Consider the following 15220-nt stretch of genomic DNA (forward strand, 5'->3'; position numbering starts at 1 on the left):
CGCGCCGGGGTCGGGGGAGCAGGCGGCCTGGGTACGACATGCGGGGACGAAGCCGCCGGTCACGGCCCGTGCCACAGGAACACCCCGTCAGAGCAGCGGTCTTGGTAGGCCCGCCTCAGAGCAGGGGGCGCAAGGGCTGCAGCAGCGACTCGGTGAAGCGGCGGTGCAGGTCGCGCGCCTCCCACTCGCCGCGGGTCAGCTCGATCGAGTTGGACTCGTCGACGAGGTGGATCTCCTCGAGCGTCTTGGCGAGGGCGCCGTCGATGACCTCGACGTTGATCTCGTAGTTGCCCTGGAGGCTGAGCCGGTCGATGTTCGCGGTGCCGACGGTCGACCAGGTGCCGTCGACGGTCGCGGTCTTCGCGTGCACCATCGCGTCCTTGAACCGGAAGATCCGCACGCCGGCCTCGAGCAGCTGGGAGAAGTAACCGCGCGAGATCCAGTCGGCGACGATGTGGTTCGACTTCAGCGGCACGAGCAGCCGGACGTCGACCCCGCGCCGGGCGGCGTCCTTGAGCGCGTCGACGAACTGCTGGTCGGGCAGGAAGTAGGCCTGGGTGATCCAGATCTTGTGGCTGGCCCGGTTGATCGCCTCGAGGTACATCCCGCGGATGGGGAACATCCACATCCGCGGGCTGTTGCGCTGGAACCGGATCATCGGCTCCCACGTCGAGGCGGTCTCGAGCAGCAGCGGCCGCTCGCTGTGGCCGATGCGGCGGCGGCGCTGCTGGTTCCAGAAGTCGGCGAAGGCACGCTTGAGGTCCCAGACGCCCGGCCCGGTGACGCGGACGTGGGTGTCGCGCCACTCGGTCTCGTACGCCGCGCCGATGTTGTAGCCGCCCACGAAGCCCACCTCGTCGTCGACGACGAGCACCTTGCGGTGGTCGCGCCCGTAGCGGCTGAGGTCGAAGAAGCGCCACCCGGCGCCGTACACAGGGTAGCGCAGCACCTTCAGCGACGGCGGGAACCGCTTGAACCGCGGGGACACGACGAGGTTCGCGAAGCCGTCGTAGATGCAGTAGACGTCCACGCCGCGGGCGGCCGCGTCGACCAGGGCCCGCTTGAACCGCTCGCCGACCGCGTCGCCCTTCCAGATGTAGGTCTCGAAGAGGACCTGCTTCTTGGCGCCGGCGATGGCGGCGAGCATGTCCTCGTAGAGGTCCTTGCCGAAGGTGTACGTCGTGACGGTGCCCTCGCCGACGGGGACGGTGCGGGGCGGGGTGACCGGGAACGGCTTGGGCTTCTTGCCGCGGCGGCGGTAGGAGTCGACCAGCGACATCCCGATCGCCAGCGCCAGCTGGACGCCGAAGACCGTCAGCAACGTGCGGCGCAGGATCCGCAGCGCCCGCTCGAGGACGTGCTGGCGGCGGGCGGTCACGGGGGTCAATCTAGGGCACCGGCTCCCGCCGCCGACACGGCACTGTCGGCGGCGCGGCGTACGCTCGAACCATGCGTCCAGTGACCGATCTCGAGCGCCGCGTGGCCCCGTTCCAGGTGGTCTCGGACTACTCGCCCTCGGGTGACCAGCCGGCCGCGATCAAGGAGATCACGAAGCGGATCAAGGCCGGCGAGGAGGACGTCGTGCTGCTCGGTGCCACCGGCACCGGCAAGACCGCCACCGTCGCCTGGGTCGCCGAGCAGGTGCAGCGCCCGCTGCTCGTCATGCAGCCCAACAAGACCCTCGCCGCGCAGTTCGCCAACGAGCTGCGCCAGCTGTTCCCCGACAACGCGGTCGAGTACTTCGTCTCCTACTACGATTACTACCAGCCCGAGGCCTACGTCCCCCAGACCGACACCTACATCGAGAAGGACTCCTCGATCAACGAGGAGGTCGAGCGGCTGCGGCACTCCGCGACCAACAGCCTGCTCACCCGGCGCGACGTCATCGTGGTCAGCACGGTCTCCTGCATCTACGGTCTGGGCACGCCGCAGGAGTACGTCGACCGGATGATCCGGCTCAAGGTGGGCGAGGAGCACGACCGCGACTCGATCCTGCGGCGCCTGGTGGAGATCCAGTACACCCGCAACGACATGTCCTTCACCCGCGGCACCTTCCGGGTGCGCGGCGACACCCTCGAGATCTTCCCGGTCTACGAGGAGCACGCGGTCCGCATCGAGTTCTTCGGCGACGAGATCGAGCGGCTGATGACGCTGCACGCCGTCACCGGCGAGGTGCTCACCGAGGACGAGGAGCTCTACGTCTTCCCCGCGACCCACTACGTCGCCGGCCCGGAGCGGATGGAGCGGGCGATCAAGGGGATCGAGCTGGAGCTGGAGGACCAGCTGGCGAAGTTCGAGCGCGAGGGCAAGCTGCTGGAGGCCCAGCGGCTGCGGATGCGCACGACGTACGACATCGAGATGATGCGGCAGGTCGGCTCCTGCTCGGGGATCGAGAACTACTCGATGCACATCGACGGTCGCGCCCGCGGCTCGGCCCCGAACTGCCTGCTCGACTACTTCCCCGAGGACTTCCTGCTCGTCGTCGACGAGTCGCACGTGGCGGTGCCGCAGATCGGCGGCATGTACGAGGGCGACATGTCCCGCAAGCGCAACCTGGTCGACCACGGTTTCCGGCTGCCCAGCGCGATGGACAACCGGCCGCTGCGGTGGGAGGAGTTCCTCGACCGGATCGGCCAGACGATCTACCTCTCGGCCACGCCCGGCGACTACGAGCTGGACAAGGTCGGCGGCGACGTCGTCGAGCAGATCATCCGCCCGACCGGCCTGGTCGACCCCGAGGTCGTGGTCAAGCCGACCAAGGGCCAGATCGACGACCTCATCCACGAGATTCGGCTGCGGGTCGACCGCAACGAGCGGACCCTGGTCACCACGCTGACCAAGAAGATGTCGGAGGACCTCACCGACTACCTCCTCGACGCCGGCATCCGCACCCGCTACCTCCACTCCGAGGTCGACACGCTCAAGCGGATCGAGCTGCTGCGCGACCTCCGGCTGGGGGAGTACGACGTGCTCGTCGGCATCAACCTGCTGCGCGAGGGCCTCGACCTGCCCGAGGTGTCGCTGGTGTCGATCCTCGACGCCGACAAGGAGGGCTTCCTCCGCTCGGACAAGTCGCTGATCCAGACGATCGGCCGCGCGGCGCGCAACGTGTCGGGCCAGGTGCACATGTACGCCGACAAGATCACCCCGTCGATGGAGAACGCCATCGACGAGACCAACCGGCGCCGCGCCAAGCAGATCGCCTACAACACCAAGCACGGCATCAACCCGACCCCGCTGCGCAAGAAGATCGCCGACATCACCGAGATGCTCGCCCGCGAGGACGAGAGCACCCAGGCGCTCCTCGAGACCTGGGCCGGTACCGAGGCGAAGGGTCGCGCCGGCGGGGTCAAGGCCAAGCAGCCGGTGCCGACGCTCGGCAAGGACGCCGCCGGCAAGCACGCCAAGGACCTCGCCGGCATGCCGAGCTCCGACCTGGCCCAGCTCATCCAGGACCTCACCGACCAGATGCGCACCGCCGCCGCCGAGCTGCAGTTCGAGGTCGCCGCCCGCCTGCGCGACGAGATCTCGGAGCTGAAGAAGGAGCTGCGGCAGATGATGGAAGCCACGAAGTAGTGACAGAGCCCCGCCTGCGGACCTCGGTCCTGGTCTGGGGCGTCGGGCTGCTGGTCTACCTGCTGGCGGTCTTCCACCGCAGCTCCCTGGCGGTGGCCGGCCTGGTGGCCTCCGAGCGCTTCGACATCTCCGCCTCGCAGCTGGCGACGTTCACGATGCTGCAGCTGCTGGTGTACGCCGGCATGCAGGTGCCCGTCGGCCTGCTGGTGGACCGGTGGGGCTCGCGCAGCGTGCTGGTCGCGGCGCTGCTGGTGATGACGGCCGGACAGGTGGCGTTCGCGCTCGCCACGACGTACCCGTTCGGGCTGGCCGCCCGCGCCCTCGTCGGCGTCGGGGACGCGCTGACGTTCATCTGCGTGCTGCGGCTGGTGAGCAGCTGGTTCCCGCGGCGCCGGATCCCGCTGTTCAGCCAGCTCACCGGCACGCTGGGCCAGCTCGGCGCGGTGATCTCCGCGGTGCCGATGACCTGGGCCCTGCGCGACCTCGGCTGGACGACGGCGTACCTCGTGGCCGCGGCGCTCGGCCCGGTCCTGCTGGTCGCGCTCCTGCTGGTCCTCCGTGACACCCCGACGCGGAAGAACCTGCGGGGCGCGCCGATGCCCCTGGCCGCCGTGCGTCGCAGCCTGGCGGCGTCGTGGGCCGTGCCGGGCACGCGGCTCGGCTTCTGGATGCACTTCTCCACACCGTTCAGCAGCAACGTCCTCGGTCTGCTGTGGGGCTACCCGTTCTTCGTGCGCGGCGAGGGGCTGTCGCCGGCGGAGGCCAGCGGGCTGCTCACCGTGGTCGTGGTGTCCGCGATGACGATCGGCCCGGCCTTCGGGTGGCTCGTGGGCGCCCACCCGTGGCACCGATCGACGATGGTGCTGACGATGGTCGCGGCGATGGCGGCCGCTTGGGGTGTGGTCCTGGCGTGGCCGGGGGAGGCGCCGTTCGGGATCCTGGTGGCCCTGGCCGTGGTGGTCGGGATCGGGGGACCGGCGTCGATGATCGGCTTCGACGTCGGGCGCACCTCCAACCCGCCTGAGCGGCTCGCCAGCGCGACCGGCCTGATCAACCAGGGCGGTTTCATCGCCAGCCTGCTCCTCGTCGTGGTCGTCGGCCTCGTGCTCGACTGGCGCACCCCGGCCGGCTCGGACTACACGGCGGACGCGTTCCGGTGGGCGATGAGCACCCAGTTCCTGCTGTGGGCACTCGGCGGCTCGCAGGTCTGGCGCTTCCGCCGGTTGGCGCGCCGGACGACCACCCGGGCGGAGGTCAACGCCTCGCTCCGTGCCGGGATGTAGGAGGTCGACCCTAAGGGCATTAGGCTCGTGCCTATGAGCATCAGGAAGGGCTTGACCGCCGACCGGGTGGTCGCTGCGGCGGCCGACCTCGCCGACGAGGCGGGCCTGGCGGAGGTGACGCTGTCGGCGCTCGCGCGTCGGCTCGACGTCAAGCCGGCCAGCCTGTACTCCCACGTCGCCGGCTCCGACGACCTCCGCACCCGCGTCGCCCTGCTGGCGCTCGAGGACCTGGCGGTCCGGGCGGCCGAGGCGCTGGCCGGTCGTTCGGGTGGCGACGCGCTCCGCGCGCTCGGCGAGGTCCACCGGGCGTACGCCGCCGCCCACCCCGGTCGGTACGACGCCGCGCGGCTGCGCCTGGACGCCGCGACGGCTGCGGCGAGCGCCGGACCGCGTCTCGCCTCGATGGTGCGAGCCGCCCTGGCCGGCTACCAGCTCGGCGAGCCCGACGAGACCCACGCGGTCCGCCTGGTCGGCAGCGTGATCCACGGCTTCGTCGACCTCGAGCGGGCCGGCGGGTTCGACCACAGCGCACCGGCCGGCCAGGAGAGCTGGGACCGGATTCTCGACAGCCTCGACACCACGTTCGCCGGGTGGGGTGCGGCGTGAGGGCGGTCGACGAGCGGGAGGTGCGTGCATCCTTCGTCAACGCCAGCCGCGGCGAGGCCGAGCGGCTGCGCGTGCCGAGCGACCTCGCCGCCCGCTCCTGGGACGACCTCGACTTCCTCGGCTGGGTCGACGAGCGCTCGCCGCTGCACGCCTACCTGGTGCTGGCCGACGACGAGGACCGCCTGGTCGGGGTGCAGCTGCGCCGCGCGCCGGCCGGCGTGGGTCCCCGGCGGGCGCGGATGTGCTCGTTGTGCACGACCACCCACCCCGGGCAGGGCGCTGCGCTGATGGTGGCCCCGCGGGCAGGGCGGTCCGGTCGCGCCGGCAACACCGTCGGCGTCGACGTCTGCGCCGACGTCGCGTGCTCGGCGTACGTCCGCGGGCTGAAGTCGTTGCCGCCGCTCATGCGGGTGCCGGAGACGCTCACGGTCGAGGAGCGGGCGGCCCGGCTGCGGCGCAACCTGCTGACCTTCGTCGACCGGGTGCGCGCGCAGCGCTGAGGTCGGGTCAGCCACCGACCTCGGCGCGCCACGCCTGGAACCCGCCCCGCAGGTCGGTCGCGTTCGGCAGGCCCAGCCGCTGCAGGGTGGCGGCGGCCAGGCTCGAGCTGTAGCCCTCGTTGCAGACGACGACCACGCGGCGCTGCGGGTCGTCGGCGACCGGGAGCCGGTGCGGGCTCGAGGGGTCCAACCGCCACTCCAGGACGTTGCGGTCGACGACCAGCGCGCCCGGCAGGTCACCGTCGCGCCGGCGCTGCTCGACGGGCCGGGTGTCCACCACGAGCGCGCCGGCGGCAGCCGCTGCGGCGAGGTCGGCCGGCTCGACCCGGTCGAGCCCGGCCCGGCACTCCTGGAGGAGCCGGTGGATCGCGGAGTCGTCGACGTCGGCCACGGCTCGACAGTACGGTCCTCCGGTGGACGTCGAGCGGATGCAGGCGCACTGCCTGGCCAAGCCCGGTGCGTGGCCGGACGACCCGTGGGGCCACGAGCACCCGGTGGTCAAGGTCGGCCCCGAGGGACGGGCGAAGATCTTCGCGTTCCTCCGCGCCGACGGCGTCGGGGTCAAGGCCGGCAGCCGCGAGGTGGCCGACGAGTGGCTCGACCGGCACCCCGGCAGGGCACACGTGATGGCGTACATCGGACGCTCGGGCTGGAACGACCTGGCCTACGACATCCCCGACGACGAGCTGCTCGAGGCGGTCGACGAGTCCTACCGCCTGGTCGTCGAGACCCTGCCCCGCAAGCACCGCCCGGAGGGCTGGGACGGCTGACCGGCCGCGGGCTCCTCAGCGGACCGCGCCGACCACCAGCACGAGCGGCACCAGCAGGAGCACCACGGGCACCGGGTGCCGCCCGAGCGGGACCAGCACCCGCCCGATCGTCGAGCCCACGGGTCGCCAGGCCCGGGTGACGACGGCCGTCGCGACGAGGGCGACCACGGCCAGGGTGACGAGCCGGCCGGGCGGCAGGGCGCCCTCCCAGTGGCGGAGGTGGCCGGACCCGTCGCCGACCGCACGGAGGAGCACCAGTGCGACGGCGTACGCCGTGACGACCGCCGCCCCCAGCGCCCGGGCCAGCGGGCGGGAGGCCCACCGGACGAGCCGGTCGTGGTGGTGGCCGATCACGATGCCGTGGACGAGCACGAGCTGGTGGAGCAGGGGAGGGTGGACCTCCTCCAGCTGCGAGGGCAACCAGTCCGGCTCGAGGGCGAGACCGGCGACGTACGCCGCCCACGACAGCGGCAGCACGCACCACCACCCGCCCCGGCGGACGACGGCCAGCACGAGCGGCGCCAGCACGAGCAGCACGACGAAGAGGCCCAGGCCGGTGAGCACCCACGGGCCGATCCGCAGCACGAAGAGCTCGCGCACGACCTCCCACGGCGGCGGGTAGTCGAAGAGCCGCCGCGCCTGCGGGAACAGGTCGAACCGGCCGTCGGTGGACCGCGTCACCGCCGAACCGTCCACGCCCGGCACCACGGCGACGGCGTACGTCGCGAGCGTGGCCAGCACGACGACCGCCCAGAGCGAGAACGCCCGCCGCCAGCTGCGACCGCTGGCGGACAGCTCGCCGACCCGCGCGACCACCGCGCGGTGCCGCAGGCCGAGGAGCAGGCCGGCGACCAGCACGAAGCCCTCGATGCCGACCGTGGCCGCCACGACGGCGCTGACCGGCCCGTCCCGGTCCAGGGCGATCTCCAGGTGCAGGAGGACCGCGCCGACGAGCAGCACGCCGCGGACCAGGTCGAGACGCGGATCGCGGTCGTCGGCAGCCCCCGGCCGGGCGGGACCGGGGCGGGCCCGGGCGACGAGGGCGAGCCCGAGGAGCAGGGCGAGGAGGACGCCGGCGACCGCGAGCCCGGTCGCGCTCGGCGTCGGGTGCAGGGCCGGTGCGGTGTCGGCGTCGCTCGGGACGGCTGCCGGGTCCTGGGACGACGGCTCCGACCCGGGGGCGGTCGCGTTGGTGACCGGGGCGAGAGTGACCCCGGCGGCGTCCAGGTCGCGACGGAGCGCGGCGGCCAGCTCCTCGGACCGCGTCGCACGCCAGTCGACGACGCGGTCGCCGGCCTCCGCCTCCGCGCGCCGTTGCTCGAGCCAGGAGATGCCCCGCAGCAGGGGACGGTCGGCGGTGGCGGCGAGCACCTGTCGCCACCAGGACCGCTTGACGTCGAGCTCGGGGTCGCCCCGGTCGTCCGGGATCCACAGCGCGCCGGTCTCCACCAGCATCGGCTTGTCCTGGCCCGCGGCGAAGCGCTCGTAGAACGGGGTGCGCGGGGCGGCGCGGTCGTAGTTGAACCGCTCCTCGAGCTGGGCGACGAACGCGTCCGGCGCCGGCTCGACGTCGAGGCGGAAGCCGGGACTGCCCTCGGAGTCACCGGTCTCGCCGCCCCGGGTCGGGTCGAGCTCGTTGTCCTCGCGCCCGGTGTCGACGCCGAAGTGGTAGAGGGTCAGGCCGACCCAGTCGACCGCGGCCGAGCCGGGCCAGTAGGGCCCGTAGGGGTCGTCGCGTGCGTCGAGCCGGCCGTTCCCGTCGGTGTCCAACCGATCGGTGTCGTCGGCCCGGTCCGGGTCCACGTCGCCGTACGCCGCGCCGTACGGGTAGCCCGCGCCGTACACGGGGGACCACACCATCGCGGCCTGCGGGGTGCGGTCGTGGACCACGTCGGCGACCAGTCGAAAGGCGTCGACGTAGGCACTCGGCTGCTGGCCCCAGGGGTACCAGGAGCCGTTCATCTCGGGGGCGAACCGGAGCAGGAAGAAGCCGTCGAGCTCCTCGTGCAGCGCGACGAGCTCGTCGGCGAGGTCGGTGGCGTCCGCCTCGGTGAGGTCGGCCAGCGGGCCGGCCGGTTCCAGGTCGACGACGGCCACCGCGCCGAGCGCGGCGGCCTGCTCGACGAAGGTGCGCAGGAAGGACCGGGAGCCGTCGTCGAGGGGGTAGCGCACCCGCTGCGCGAGCAGCGACGGGTTCCGGCCCAGGCGGTCCGCGTAGGCGTCCGCGCTGTCGGCGGTCCAGTCGAGCGCGGGTCCGAACCAGGGCTCACCCGCGGGCGGCAGGGGCGGCGGATCGTCCGTCGTCGTCGCGGCTGCAGGGCCGGCGACCGCGAGCGCCAGCGCCAGCGTCCCGAGGAGAGCGGCGAGCCGCGCGCTCAGCCCGCCGAGCCGCGCCGGCACTCGAGCGTCCAGTGGTTTCGGCCCTCGACCCGTTCGTAGCGCAGGTCGTCGAGGGCCGCGGTCGCGAGCGCCAGGCCGCGCCCGGACTCGGCCAGCTCGTCCTCGGGTAGGGCGACGCCGCTCAGGTCGAGCGCGACCGGCAGTCCGTTGTCGGCCAGGGAGGCGACGACGTGCTCGTCGTCGGCGACGAGGGTGATGTCGAAGCGACGTCCCGACTCGGTGTCGTGCGCGTAGGCGTGCTCGACCACGTTGCCGAGCACCTCGATGACGGCCAGCTCGAAGCGGGTCCGGTCGCGCTGGTCCCAGGTGTCGGCCCGGGCCCAGAGCTGCGCGAGCATGGTGTGCACCACCTCGAGGACCTCCGGGACGGCCGGGGCGGAGAGCACGAGCCGCCCGTCAGTCATCGAACGCCGTCTCGACGTCGTCGCGGGCCCGCAGGACCCGGTCGAGGTTGGTGAGCTCGAAGACGGTCGTCACCGCGGGGACCGGCCGGGCGATCCGCAGGTCGCCGCCGGCCTGCCGCGCCGACTTCAGCCCGCCGATGAGCGCGCCGAGGCCGGAGGAGTCCAGGAACGTCGTCTCGGCCATGTCGACGACGATGCGGCTGGTCCCCGAGCCGACGAGATCGGCCAGGACCTCCTTGAGCTGTCGCGCCGCCACCATGTTCAGCCGACCGCGGGGGACGACGACGCCGATGCCGTCGTCGCGGGTGTGGACGTCGATCTCGATCATGCAGGCACTCCTGGTGAGGGACCGGCGCCGGGCCCGGCGTCGGCGGGGACGGCATCCGGTTCGAATCCGCGGTAGCGGACCGCCCGGATGATGACGGAGAAGATCAGCAGGTCGAAGGCGACCCAGACCAGGTTGAACCCGATGCCGAGCACCTCGCCCTGCCCGACGGCGAGCCGGACCAGCCCGATGACGGCGGCGCCCACCAGGAGCCCCATCGCCCACAGCTGGGGCTTGACGAGGTGCCAGTCGTGGCCGGACTTCTCGCGCCTGGTCTTCGGCGTCACCGCGAAGTCCAGGCTGCGCCCGAGGAAGACGTTGCCGAAGGCCGAGGTGAAGGACTTGATCCAGACCGGGAACAACGCCAGAGAGTACTGCTGGCCCCGCCACGTCGGCCGGCCGGCGGCGACGATGAAGAACAGCAGCTGGTTCACCACGAGGAACGGCACCAGCCGGACGAAGAAGTCGGTGCTCAGGGCCTGGACGGGCAGCACCCCGATCGTCAGGTAGACCACCGGTGCGGCGATGTAGACGAGCGCGGCGAAGCCCGAGAGGTAGCTCCACATCGTGGAGAAGTACATCAGCCGCTGCGCCAGGGTGAGCCCCTTCTGGACGAGTGGGTTCTCGCGGAACATCACCTGGACGGTGCCCTGCGCCCAGCGCAGCCGTTGGACGAGCATGGTCTGCAGGTCCTCGGGTGCGAGGCCGTGGGCGAGCACCTCGTCGTGGTACGCCGAGCGCCAGCCGAGGGTGTGCAGTCGCATGCAGGTCGCCATGTCCTCGGTGACCGAGATCGTCGCCAGCGGCATGATCGGCTGCGCCTCGCCGCCGCGACCGACGTCGACGGCGTTGACTAGGGCCTCGACCGTCTCCACGGCTCCGAGCGGGGACCACTCGCGGTGCGCCATCTGGTCCAGCGCGGACAGGTCCACGGTCGCGAGGCCGCCGTCGGGGCTCTCCGCGAGCTCCTCCAGCCCGGCGATGACGTCGAGGTCCGCCTGCAGGGTGCGGAGGTCCGCCTCGACGAGCGAGCGCCGGACGTCGGCCACCTGCTGCTGGAAGCGGAACGTCACGTCGAACAGCGCCTCGCCGCCGGCGAGGGCGCGACGAGCGTCGGCGATGTGCCCCTCGATGGTGTCGAGCGCGTCGCGCACCGCGTGGTCGTCCGGGGCCAGCCTGCGGCGCGCCTGCCGGATCACCGTGCGCGAGGTCCGCAGCGCGCGCCGGACGCCTTCCTCGACCTCGCCGACGTAGCGGGAGACACCGAGCTGCATCAGCGCCTCGCGGCGGATGACGGCGTTCGACCCGCAGAAGAACGCGGCGTTCCAGCCGTCCTTGCCCTGCTGGATGGGCCCGTAGAACAGCGGCGCCTGGCTGCCGAGGGGGTCCTCCTCGGGCACGTTGACGAACCACTGGGGCGTCTGCACGAGCGCCATGCGCTCGTCCTCGAAGTAGCCGAGGGTGCGGTCGAGGATCTCGGGCAGCGGGATCTGGTCGGCGTCGAGGATGAGCATGAACTCGCCGTCGGTCTGCAGCAGCGCGTTGTTGAGGTTGCCGGCCTTGGCGTGGCGGGGCATCCCGGCCCAGTCCGCGGAGCGGGTGAGCCAGCCGATGCCCTCGGCCTCCGCGGCCGCGCGCATCTCGGGGCGGTTGCCGTCGTCGAGGACCCAGGTGCGGTGCGGGTAGCGGATCGCCTTGGCCGCGCGTGCGGTCGTCATGACGAGCTCGATCGGCTCGTTGTAGGTCGCGATGAAGACGTCGACGGTGCGGCCCGGCGGAGGGCTCGGCGGGTCACCCCGCTCCTTGAGCCGCCACATGCCCAGCCCGAAGAGGAGCGAGTCGACGAGGCTGTAGGTCTCGGCGAGCACCAGCGGCACCGCGATCCACCAGGCCGACCAGTTCACCGAGAACATCCAGCGCCAGGTCACGTAGTTGAGGCCGAGCAGGGCGGTGACCAGCACCACCGTGCGGATCAGCAGCAGGCGCCGGCTCACCGCCCGTCCTCCGACCGGAACACGGCCACCGCGGTGATGTCGTCCAGCGCGGTCTGCGACCGCGCCAGCCGGCCGATCGCCGTCAGCAGCCCCGGGACGTCGGGGGCCGCGGCGACCATCGCGCCCAGGGGCTCCCACCACCGGTCGGGGTCGTCGAGCAGGTCCAGGACGCCGTCGCTGAACACGAGCAGTCGGCCACCCGGCTCCACCTCGGCGAGGTGCTCGGTCCAGTGATCCTCGGGCAGGACCCCGAGGGGGCGGTCCCGGCCGCCGAGCCGCTGGACGGCACCGTCGGCGTGGACGACGAGCGCCAGGCCCGAGCCGGCGTCGACGTACCGCAGCTCGCCGTCGTCGAGGTCGAGGGCGACCTCCATCAGGGTGGCGAAGGACTCCGCCGCCTCGAAGTCCGCGAGCAGCGAGCGGGCGACCTGGGTGACCACGATGCCGAGGTCGACCCCGGCGGCGACCGCGTCGTTCGTGCCACGCAGGGCGGCGCGGACGCCGGCGCCGAGCAGGGCCGCGCCGGTGCCCTTGCCCATCACGTCGCCGAGCGCGAGGTGCAGCGTCTGCCGGGTGACGACGTAGTCGTAGAAGTCGCCGCCGACCGCGAGTGCGGGCAGGCACATCCCCGCGACGTCCCAGCCGTCGACGCGGATGGGTGCCGCCGGGAGCAGGGAGGCCTGCACCCGTCCGGCCTGGGTCATCTCCGCAGAGGCGACGAGCTCGAGCTCCGCCCAGGCCGCGAGGTCCTGGAAGGTGACGAGGTCGTCCCCGGCGAGGGTCCGGGGCTCGGTGTCGTAGACGCAGAAGGTCCCGACCACGTTGCCGGCGTGGTCGCGGAGGGGGTGCCCGGCGTAGAACCGGACGCCGCCCTCGGAGACCACCGGCAGCTCGCGGAAGCGCTCGTGCAGCGTCGCGTCCTCCACGACGAGCGTCTCGCCCTCGTCGTGCGTGCGGTCGCAGAACGTCTGGTCGCGGGGGAGCTCGTCCAGCTCGATGCCGGCGGTGCTGGGGAACCACGCCCGCTCACCGTCCAGGACGGTCACGGTCGAGATCGGCACGCGCAGGGCCGTCCGCGCCAGCCGGGTGACGCGGTCCAGCCGGTCGTGCTGCCGGCCCTCGTCGAGGGCGAGGCTCTCGACGGCACGTTGACGCCGCTCCTCCGCGGAGCTCCCCATGGTGCTTCACCCTTCCGCGCCCGTCGTGCCAGGGCCCCCATGCCGTGCGCGCCGGGCCGATACCCCGCGCCGGTCGGGTCCCAAACGTCTCGGCGCGCGGGCTAGGGTCGCACGTGTGGAGCAGGCGGTCGGACAACGTGCCCTGGTGGTCGACGACGACCCCGACATCCGTGAGCTGGTCCAGGTCCTGCTCGAGGGGATGGGGCTGCAGGTGTCGGCGGCTGCCTCCGGAGCCGCGGCGCTCGACATGGCGCAGCGGGAGTCGCCGGACCTGATCACCCTCGACCTGACGCTGCCCGACATGGACGGCAGGGACGTCTGCCGGGAGATCCGAGCCTTCTCCGACGCCTACATCATCATGATCACCGGCCGGGACTCGGAGATCGACCGGCTGGTCGGGCTCGAGGTCGGCGCGGACGACTACCTCGCCAAGCCGTTCTCCCCGAAGGAGCTGCGAGCGCGGTCCGCGGCGCTGCTGCGTCGTCCGCGCGCCTCCACGACGGGGACCACGCCGGCCGAGGGCGCGCGCTCGGCCCCCGCCCCCGACGTGGACGCCGGTGGCGGCCTGGTGCTGGTACCGGTCGACCACGTCGCCCTGCTCGACGGTCAGCCCTTGCCCCTGACACCCGCTGAGCTCTCGCTCCTCACCGCGTTCGCCGCGCAGCCGGGCCGCACCTGGGACCGCGGCGACCTCGTCCGCGAGGTGTGGCAGGGCGAGTTCATCGAGTCCGACTTCCTCGTCGACGTCCACGTGGCGAACCTGCGGCGCAAGCTCCGCAAGGCCGGTGGCCGTCAGCGTGAGTGGATCCGCACCGTCGCCGGAGTCGGCTACACCTTCGCCCCCGCCGACTGAGCTCAGTCCTGGTCGGGCTGGGGGGCGGTGCGCCTGACGACGAGCCCGACGAGACGGGAGACGACGAGGGCGACGTAGAGGACGCCGGCGACCATCTCGACCATGACCAGCGAGCGGGCGTGCGGCTCGACGGGGACGACGTCGGAGAGGCCGACGCTGGTGAGGACCGAGAAGGAGAGGTAGAGCAGCTCGAACCAGCTGCGGTCCTCGGCGGAGGTGGTGCCGATGAAGGAGCCTTCGAAGACAACCTGCACGGCGGCATAGAGGTAGGCGAAGCCCCAGGCGACCACGGTGAACGCCGCTCCGGTGGCGTAGAGCTCGTCGGTGGTGACCCGGTCGTCGTGGAAGAGGTACCGGATCAGTGCGTAGGAGACGTAGAAGTAGAACGGCGCGTGCAGGCCGGCCGAGACCAGCACGATCCAGTCGATGTGTGGCCAGATCGCCTCCAGCACGGTGAACACGATCGCCGGGACGCCGAGGAAGGCCGCCGACCAGTTGAGCGCGGGGGTGCGGCGCACGGCCCAGACCGCGATCGTCACCACGCCGATCTGCACGACGCCGATGAACGCCCGGCCGACGGCGGAGTCCTGGAGGAACGGGTAGCCGAGGACGGCGACGAGCTGCATCCCGAGCAGCACCGCCGAGGGGTGCCGCCCGAAGATGCCGTGGACGCGCTGGTCGCGGGACGCGTCGCGTGGGTGGAAGGCCTGCCGGCTCACGGGAGCAGACCCCGGCCGCCCCGGTTGCGCAGGGCCTTGGCCTGGCGGCGCTCGAGCCGCTCGACCTCCGCGGCGATCATCTCCTGGCGGGTGACGAGGGTCCGCACGAGGTGGACACCGGTCGCGGCCATGACGATGAGCGGCCAGGGGAAGTACGGCTCGAAGCCGCCGTCGCCGAACGACGTGGCCACCCACACGGCCCAGCAGATGAGGGTCGGGCCGATGAAGGCGAGCACCGCCGAGCGCCGGTCGGACTCCCACCCGCGCACGGCCATCCGCTGCAAGTCGTCGGGGGTCGCGACGGCGAGGGCCGCCGCCTTGCCCCGCGAGGGCGTGGGCGTGTTGGGCACGAGGTCGTCGAGGAGCGGTCGCAGGTCCCCGAAGGTCCGGGCCGCGGAGAGGCCGGCGGCCCGTTCGTCGTGCTCCTCGCGGGTCAGCCGCCCGTCGGCGTACGCCTCGCCCAGCACGCGCAGCACGACGTCGCGGTCCGCGTCGCCGGCCCGCAGCCCGGCGTTCGCCTTCACGCGTGGGTCGTGGGTGAAGGACGCCCAGGTGGCGGCGGGATCGGAGCTGGGCACGTCAGCATCCTAGGCCGCCTGTCCGGTGGACGAC

General features: G+C 72.5%; 15 protein-coding genes. 6 read left to right on the forward strand and 9 right to left on the reverse strand.

The window, feature by feature from the left end; translation table 11 throughout:
• Nucleotides 1–115: 115 nt before the first annotated feature.
• Complete coding sequence (locus tag G6553_RS00155; RefSeq protein WP_347565408.1) at nucleotides 116–1378, reverse strand: phospholipase D-like domain-containing protein; 1263 nt, start codon at nucleotides 1376–1378, stop codon at nucleotides 116–118.
• A 71-nt stretch (nucleotides 1379–1449) separates the two neighbouring features.
• Here G6553_RS00155 and uvrB point away from each other — a divergent pair, with 71 nt between their 5' ends.
• From uvrB to G6553_RS00175, 4 genes are read left to right on the forward strand one after another with little or no spacing between them, the layout of a single operon-like run.
• Nucleotides 1450–3576 (forward strand): excinuclease ABC subunit UvrB, encoded by a 2127-nt coding sequence (uvrB, locus tag G6553_RS00160; RefSeq protein WP_166188024.1) that lies wholly within the window; start codon nucleotides 1450–1452, stop codon nucleotides 3574–3576.
• Complete coding sequence (locus G6553_RS00165) at nucleotides 3576–4859, forward strand: MFS transporter (RefSeq protein ID WP_347565409.1); 1284 nt, start codon at nucleotides 3576–3578, stop codon at nucleotides 4857–4859. The genes uvrB and G6553_RS00165 overlap by 1 nt, the downstream gene beginning before the upstream one ends.
• Before the next feature lie 33 nt (nucleotides 4860–4892).
• Nucleotides 4893–5465 (forward strand): TetR-like C-terminal domain-containing protein, encoded by a 573-nt coding sequence (locus G6553_RS00170; RefSeq protein WP_166188027.1) that lies wholly within the window; start codon nucleotides 4893–4895, stop codon nucleotides 5463–5465.
• A 20-nt stretch (nucleotides 5466–5485) separates the two neighbouring features.
• Nucleotides 5486–5965, forward strand: a complete 480-nt coding sequence (locus G6553_RS00175) for an FBP domain-containing protein (RefSeq protein WP_347565410.1) — start codon at nucleotides 5486–5488, stop codon at nucleotides 5963–5965.
• 7 nt (nucleotides 5966–5972) lie between these two features.
• Here G6553_RS00175 and G6553_RS00180 read toward each other — a convergent pair whose 3' ends face one another.
• Nucleotides 5973–6356: a rhodanese-like domain-containing protein gene (locus G6553_RS00180; protein WP_166188032.1), complete on the reverse strand. Its 384-nt coding sequence runs from the start codon at nucleotides 6354–6356 to the stop codon at nucleotides 5973–5975.
• Nucleotides 6357–6378: 22 nt separating this feature from the next.
• Here G6553_RS00180 and G6553_RS00185 point away from each other — a divergent pair, with 22 nt between their 5' ends.
• The gene (locus tag G6553_RS00185) at nucleotides 6379–6735 is read left to right on the forward strand and encodes an MmcQ/YjbR family DNA-binding protein (RefSeq protein WP_166188035.1); all 357 of its coding nucleotides are present in this window, start codon (nucleotides 6379–6381) and stop codon (nucleotides 6733–6735) included.
• 15 nt (nucleotides 6736–6750) lie between these two features.
• On the opposite strand, the gene opgC is transcribed toward G6553_RS00185, so the two are convergent.
• The 5 genes from opgC to G6553_RS00210 are packed head-to-tail and all read right to left on the reverse strand — an operon-like array spanning nucleotide 6751 to nucleotide 13036.
• Nucleotides 6751–9135 carry an OpgC domain-containing protein gene (gene opgC / locus G6553_RS21930; RefSeq protein WP_166188037.1) on the reverse strand — a complete coding sequence of 795 codons (2385 nt, stop codon included), beginning with the start codon at nucleotides 9133–9135 and terminating at the stop codon, nucleotides 6751–6753.
• Nucleotides 9111–9539, reverse strand: coding sequence for an ATP-binding protein (locus G6553_RS00195; protein ID WP_166188040.1), 429 nt, complete (start codon nucleotides 9537–9539; stop codon nucleotides 9111–9113). The genes opgC and G6553_RS00195 overlap by 25 nt, the downstream gene beginning before the upstream one ends.
• Nucleotides 9532–9867, reverse strand: coding sequence for an STAS domain-containing protein (locus tag G6553_RS00200; RefSeq protein ID WP_166188043.1), 336 nt, complete (start codon nucleotides 9865–9867; stop codon nucleotides 9532–9534). Before G6553_RS00200 ends, G6553_RS00195 begins: the two co-directional genes overlap by 8 nt.
• Nucleotides 9864–11858, reverse strand: a complete 1995-nt coding sequence (locus tag G6553_RS00205) for a glycosyltransferase family 2 protein (RefSeq protein WP_347565411.1) — start codon at nucleotides 11856–11858, stop codon at nucleotides 9864–9866. The genes G6553_RS00200 and G6553_RS00205 overlap by 4 nt, the downstream gene beginning before the upstream one ends.
• Nucleotides 11855–13036 carry a SpoIIE family protein phosphatase gene (locus tag G6553_RS00210; RefSeq protein WP_166188046.1) on the reverse strand — a complete coding sequence of 394 codons (1182 nt, stop codon included), beginning with the start codon at nucleotides 13034–13036 and terminating at the stop codon, nucleotides 11855–11857. Before G6553_RS00210 ends, G6553_RS00205 begins: the two co-directional genes overlap by 4 nt.
• A gap of 115 nt (nucleotides 13037–13151) precedes the next feature.
• On the opposite strand from G6553_RS00210, the gene G6553_RS00215 reads away from it, so the two are divergent.
• On the forward strand, nucleotides 13152–13889 hold the full coding sequence (locus G6553_RS00215) for a response regulator transcription factor (protein WP_166188049.1): 738 nt from the start codon (nucleotides 13152–13154) through the stop codon (nucleotides 13887–13889).
• 2 nt (nucleotides 13890–13891) lie between these two features.
• Here the strand turns inward: G6553_RS00215 and G6553_RS00220 are convergent, their stop codons facing one another.
• Nucleotides 13892–14608 (reverse strand): potassium channel family protein, encoded by a 717-nt coding sequence (locus tag G6553_RS00220; RefSeq protein ID WP_347565412.1) that lies wholly within the window; start codon nucleotides 14606–14608, stop codon nucleotides 13892–13894.
• Entirely contained in the window at nucleotides 14605–15186 is a 582-nt protein-coding gene (locus tag G6553_RS00225) for a DUF1707 domain-containing protein (RefSeq protein WP_207619168.1), read from the reverse strand. Before G6553_RS00225 ends, G6553_RS00220 begins: the two co-directional genes overlap by 4 nt.
• Nucleotides 15187–15220 lie beyond the last annotated feature (34 nt).

The organism is Nocardioides sp. IC4_145, from assembly GCF_011250565.1.
GTDB lineage: Bacteria > Actinomycetota > Actinomycetes > Propionibacteriales > Nocardioidaceae > Nocardioides.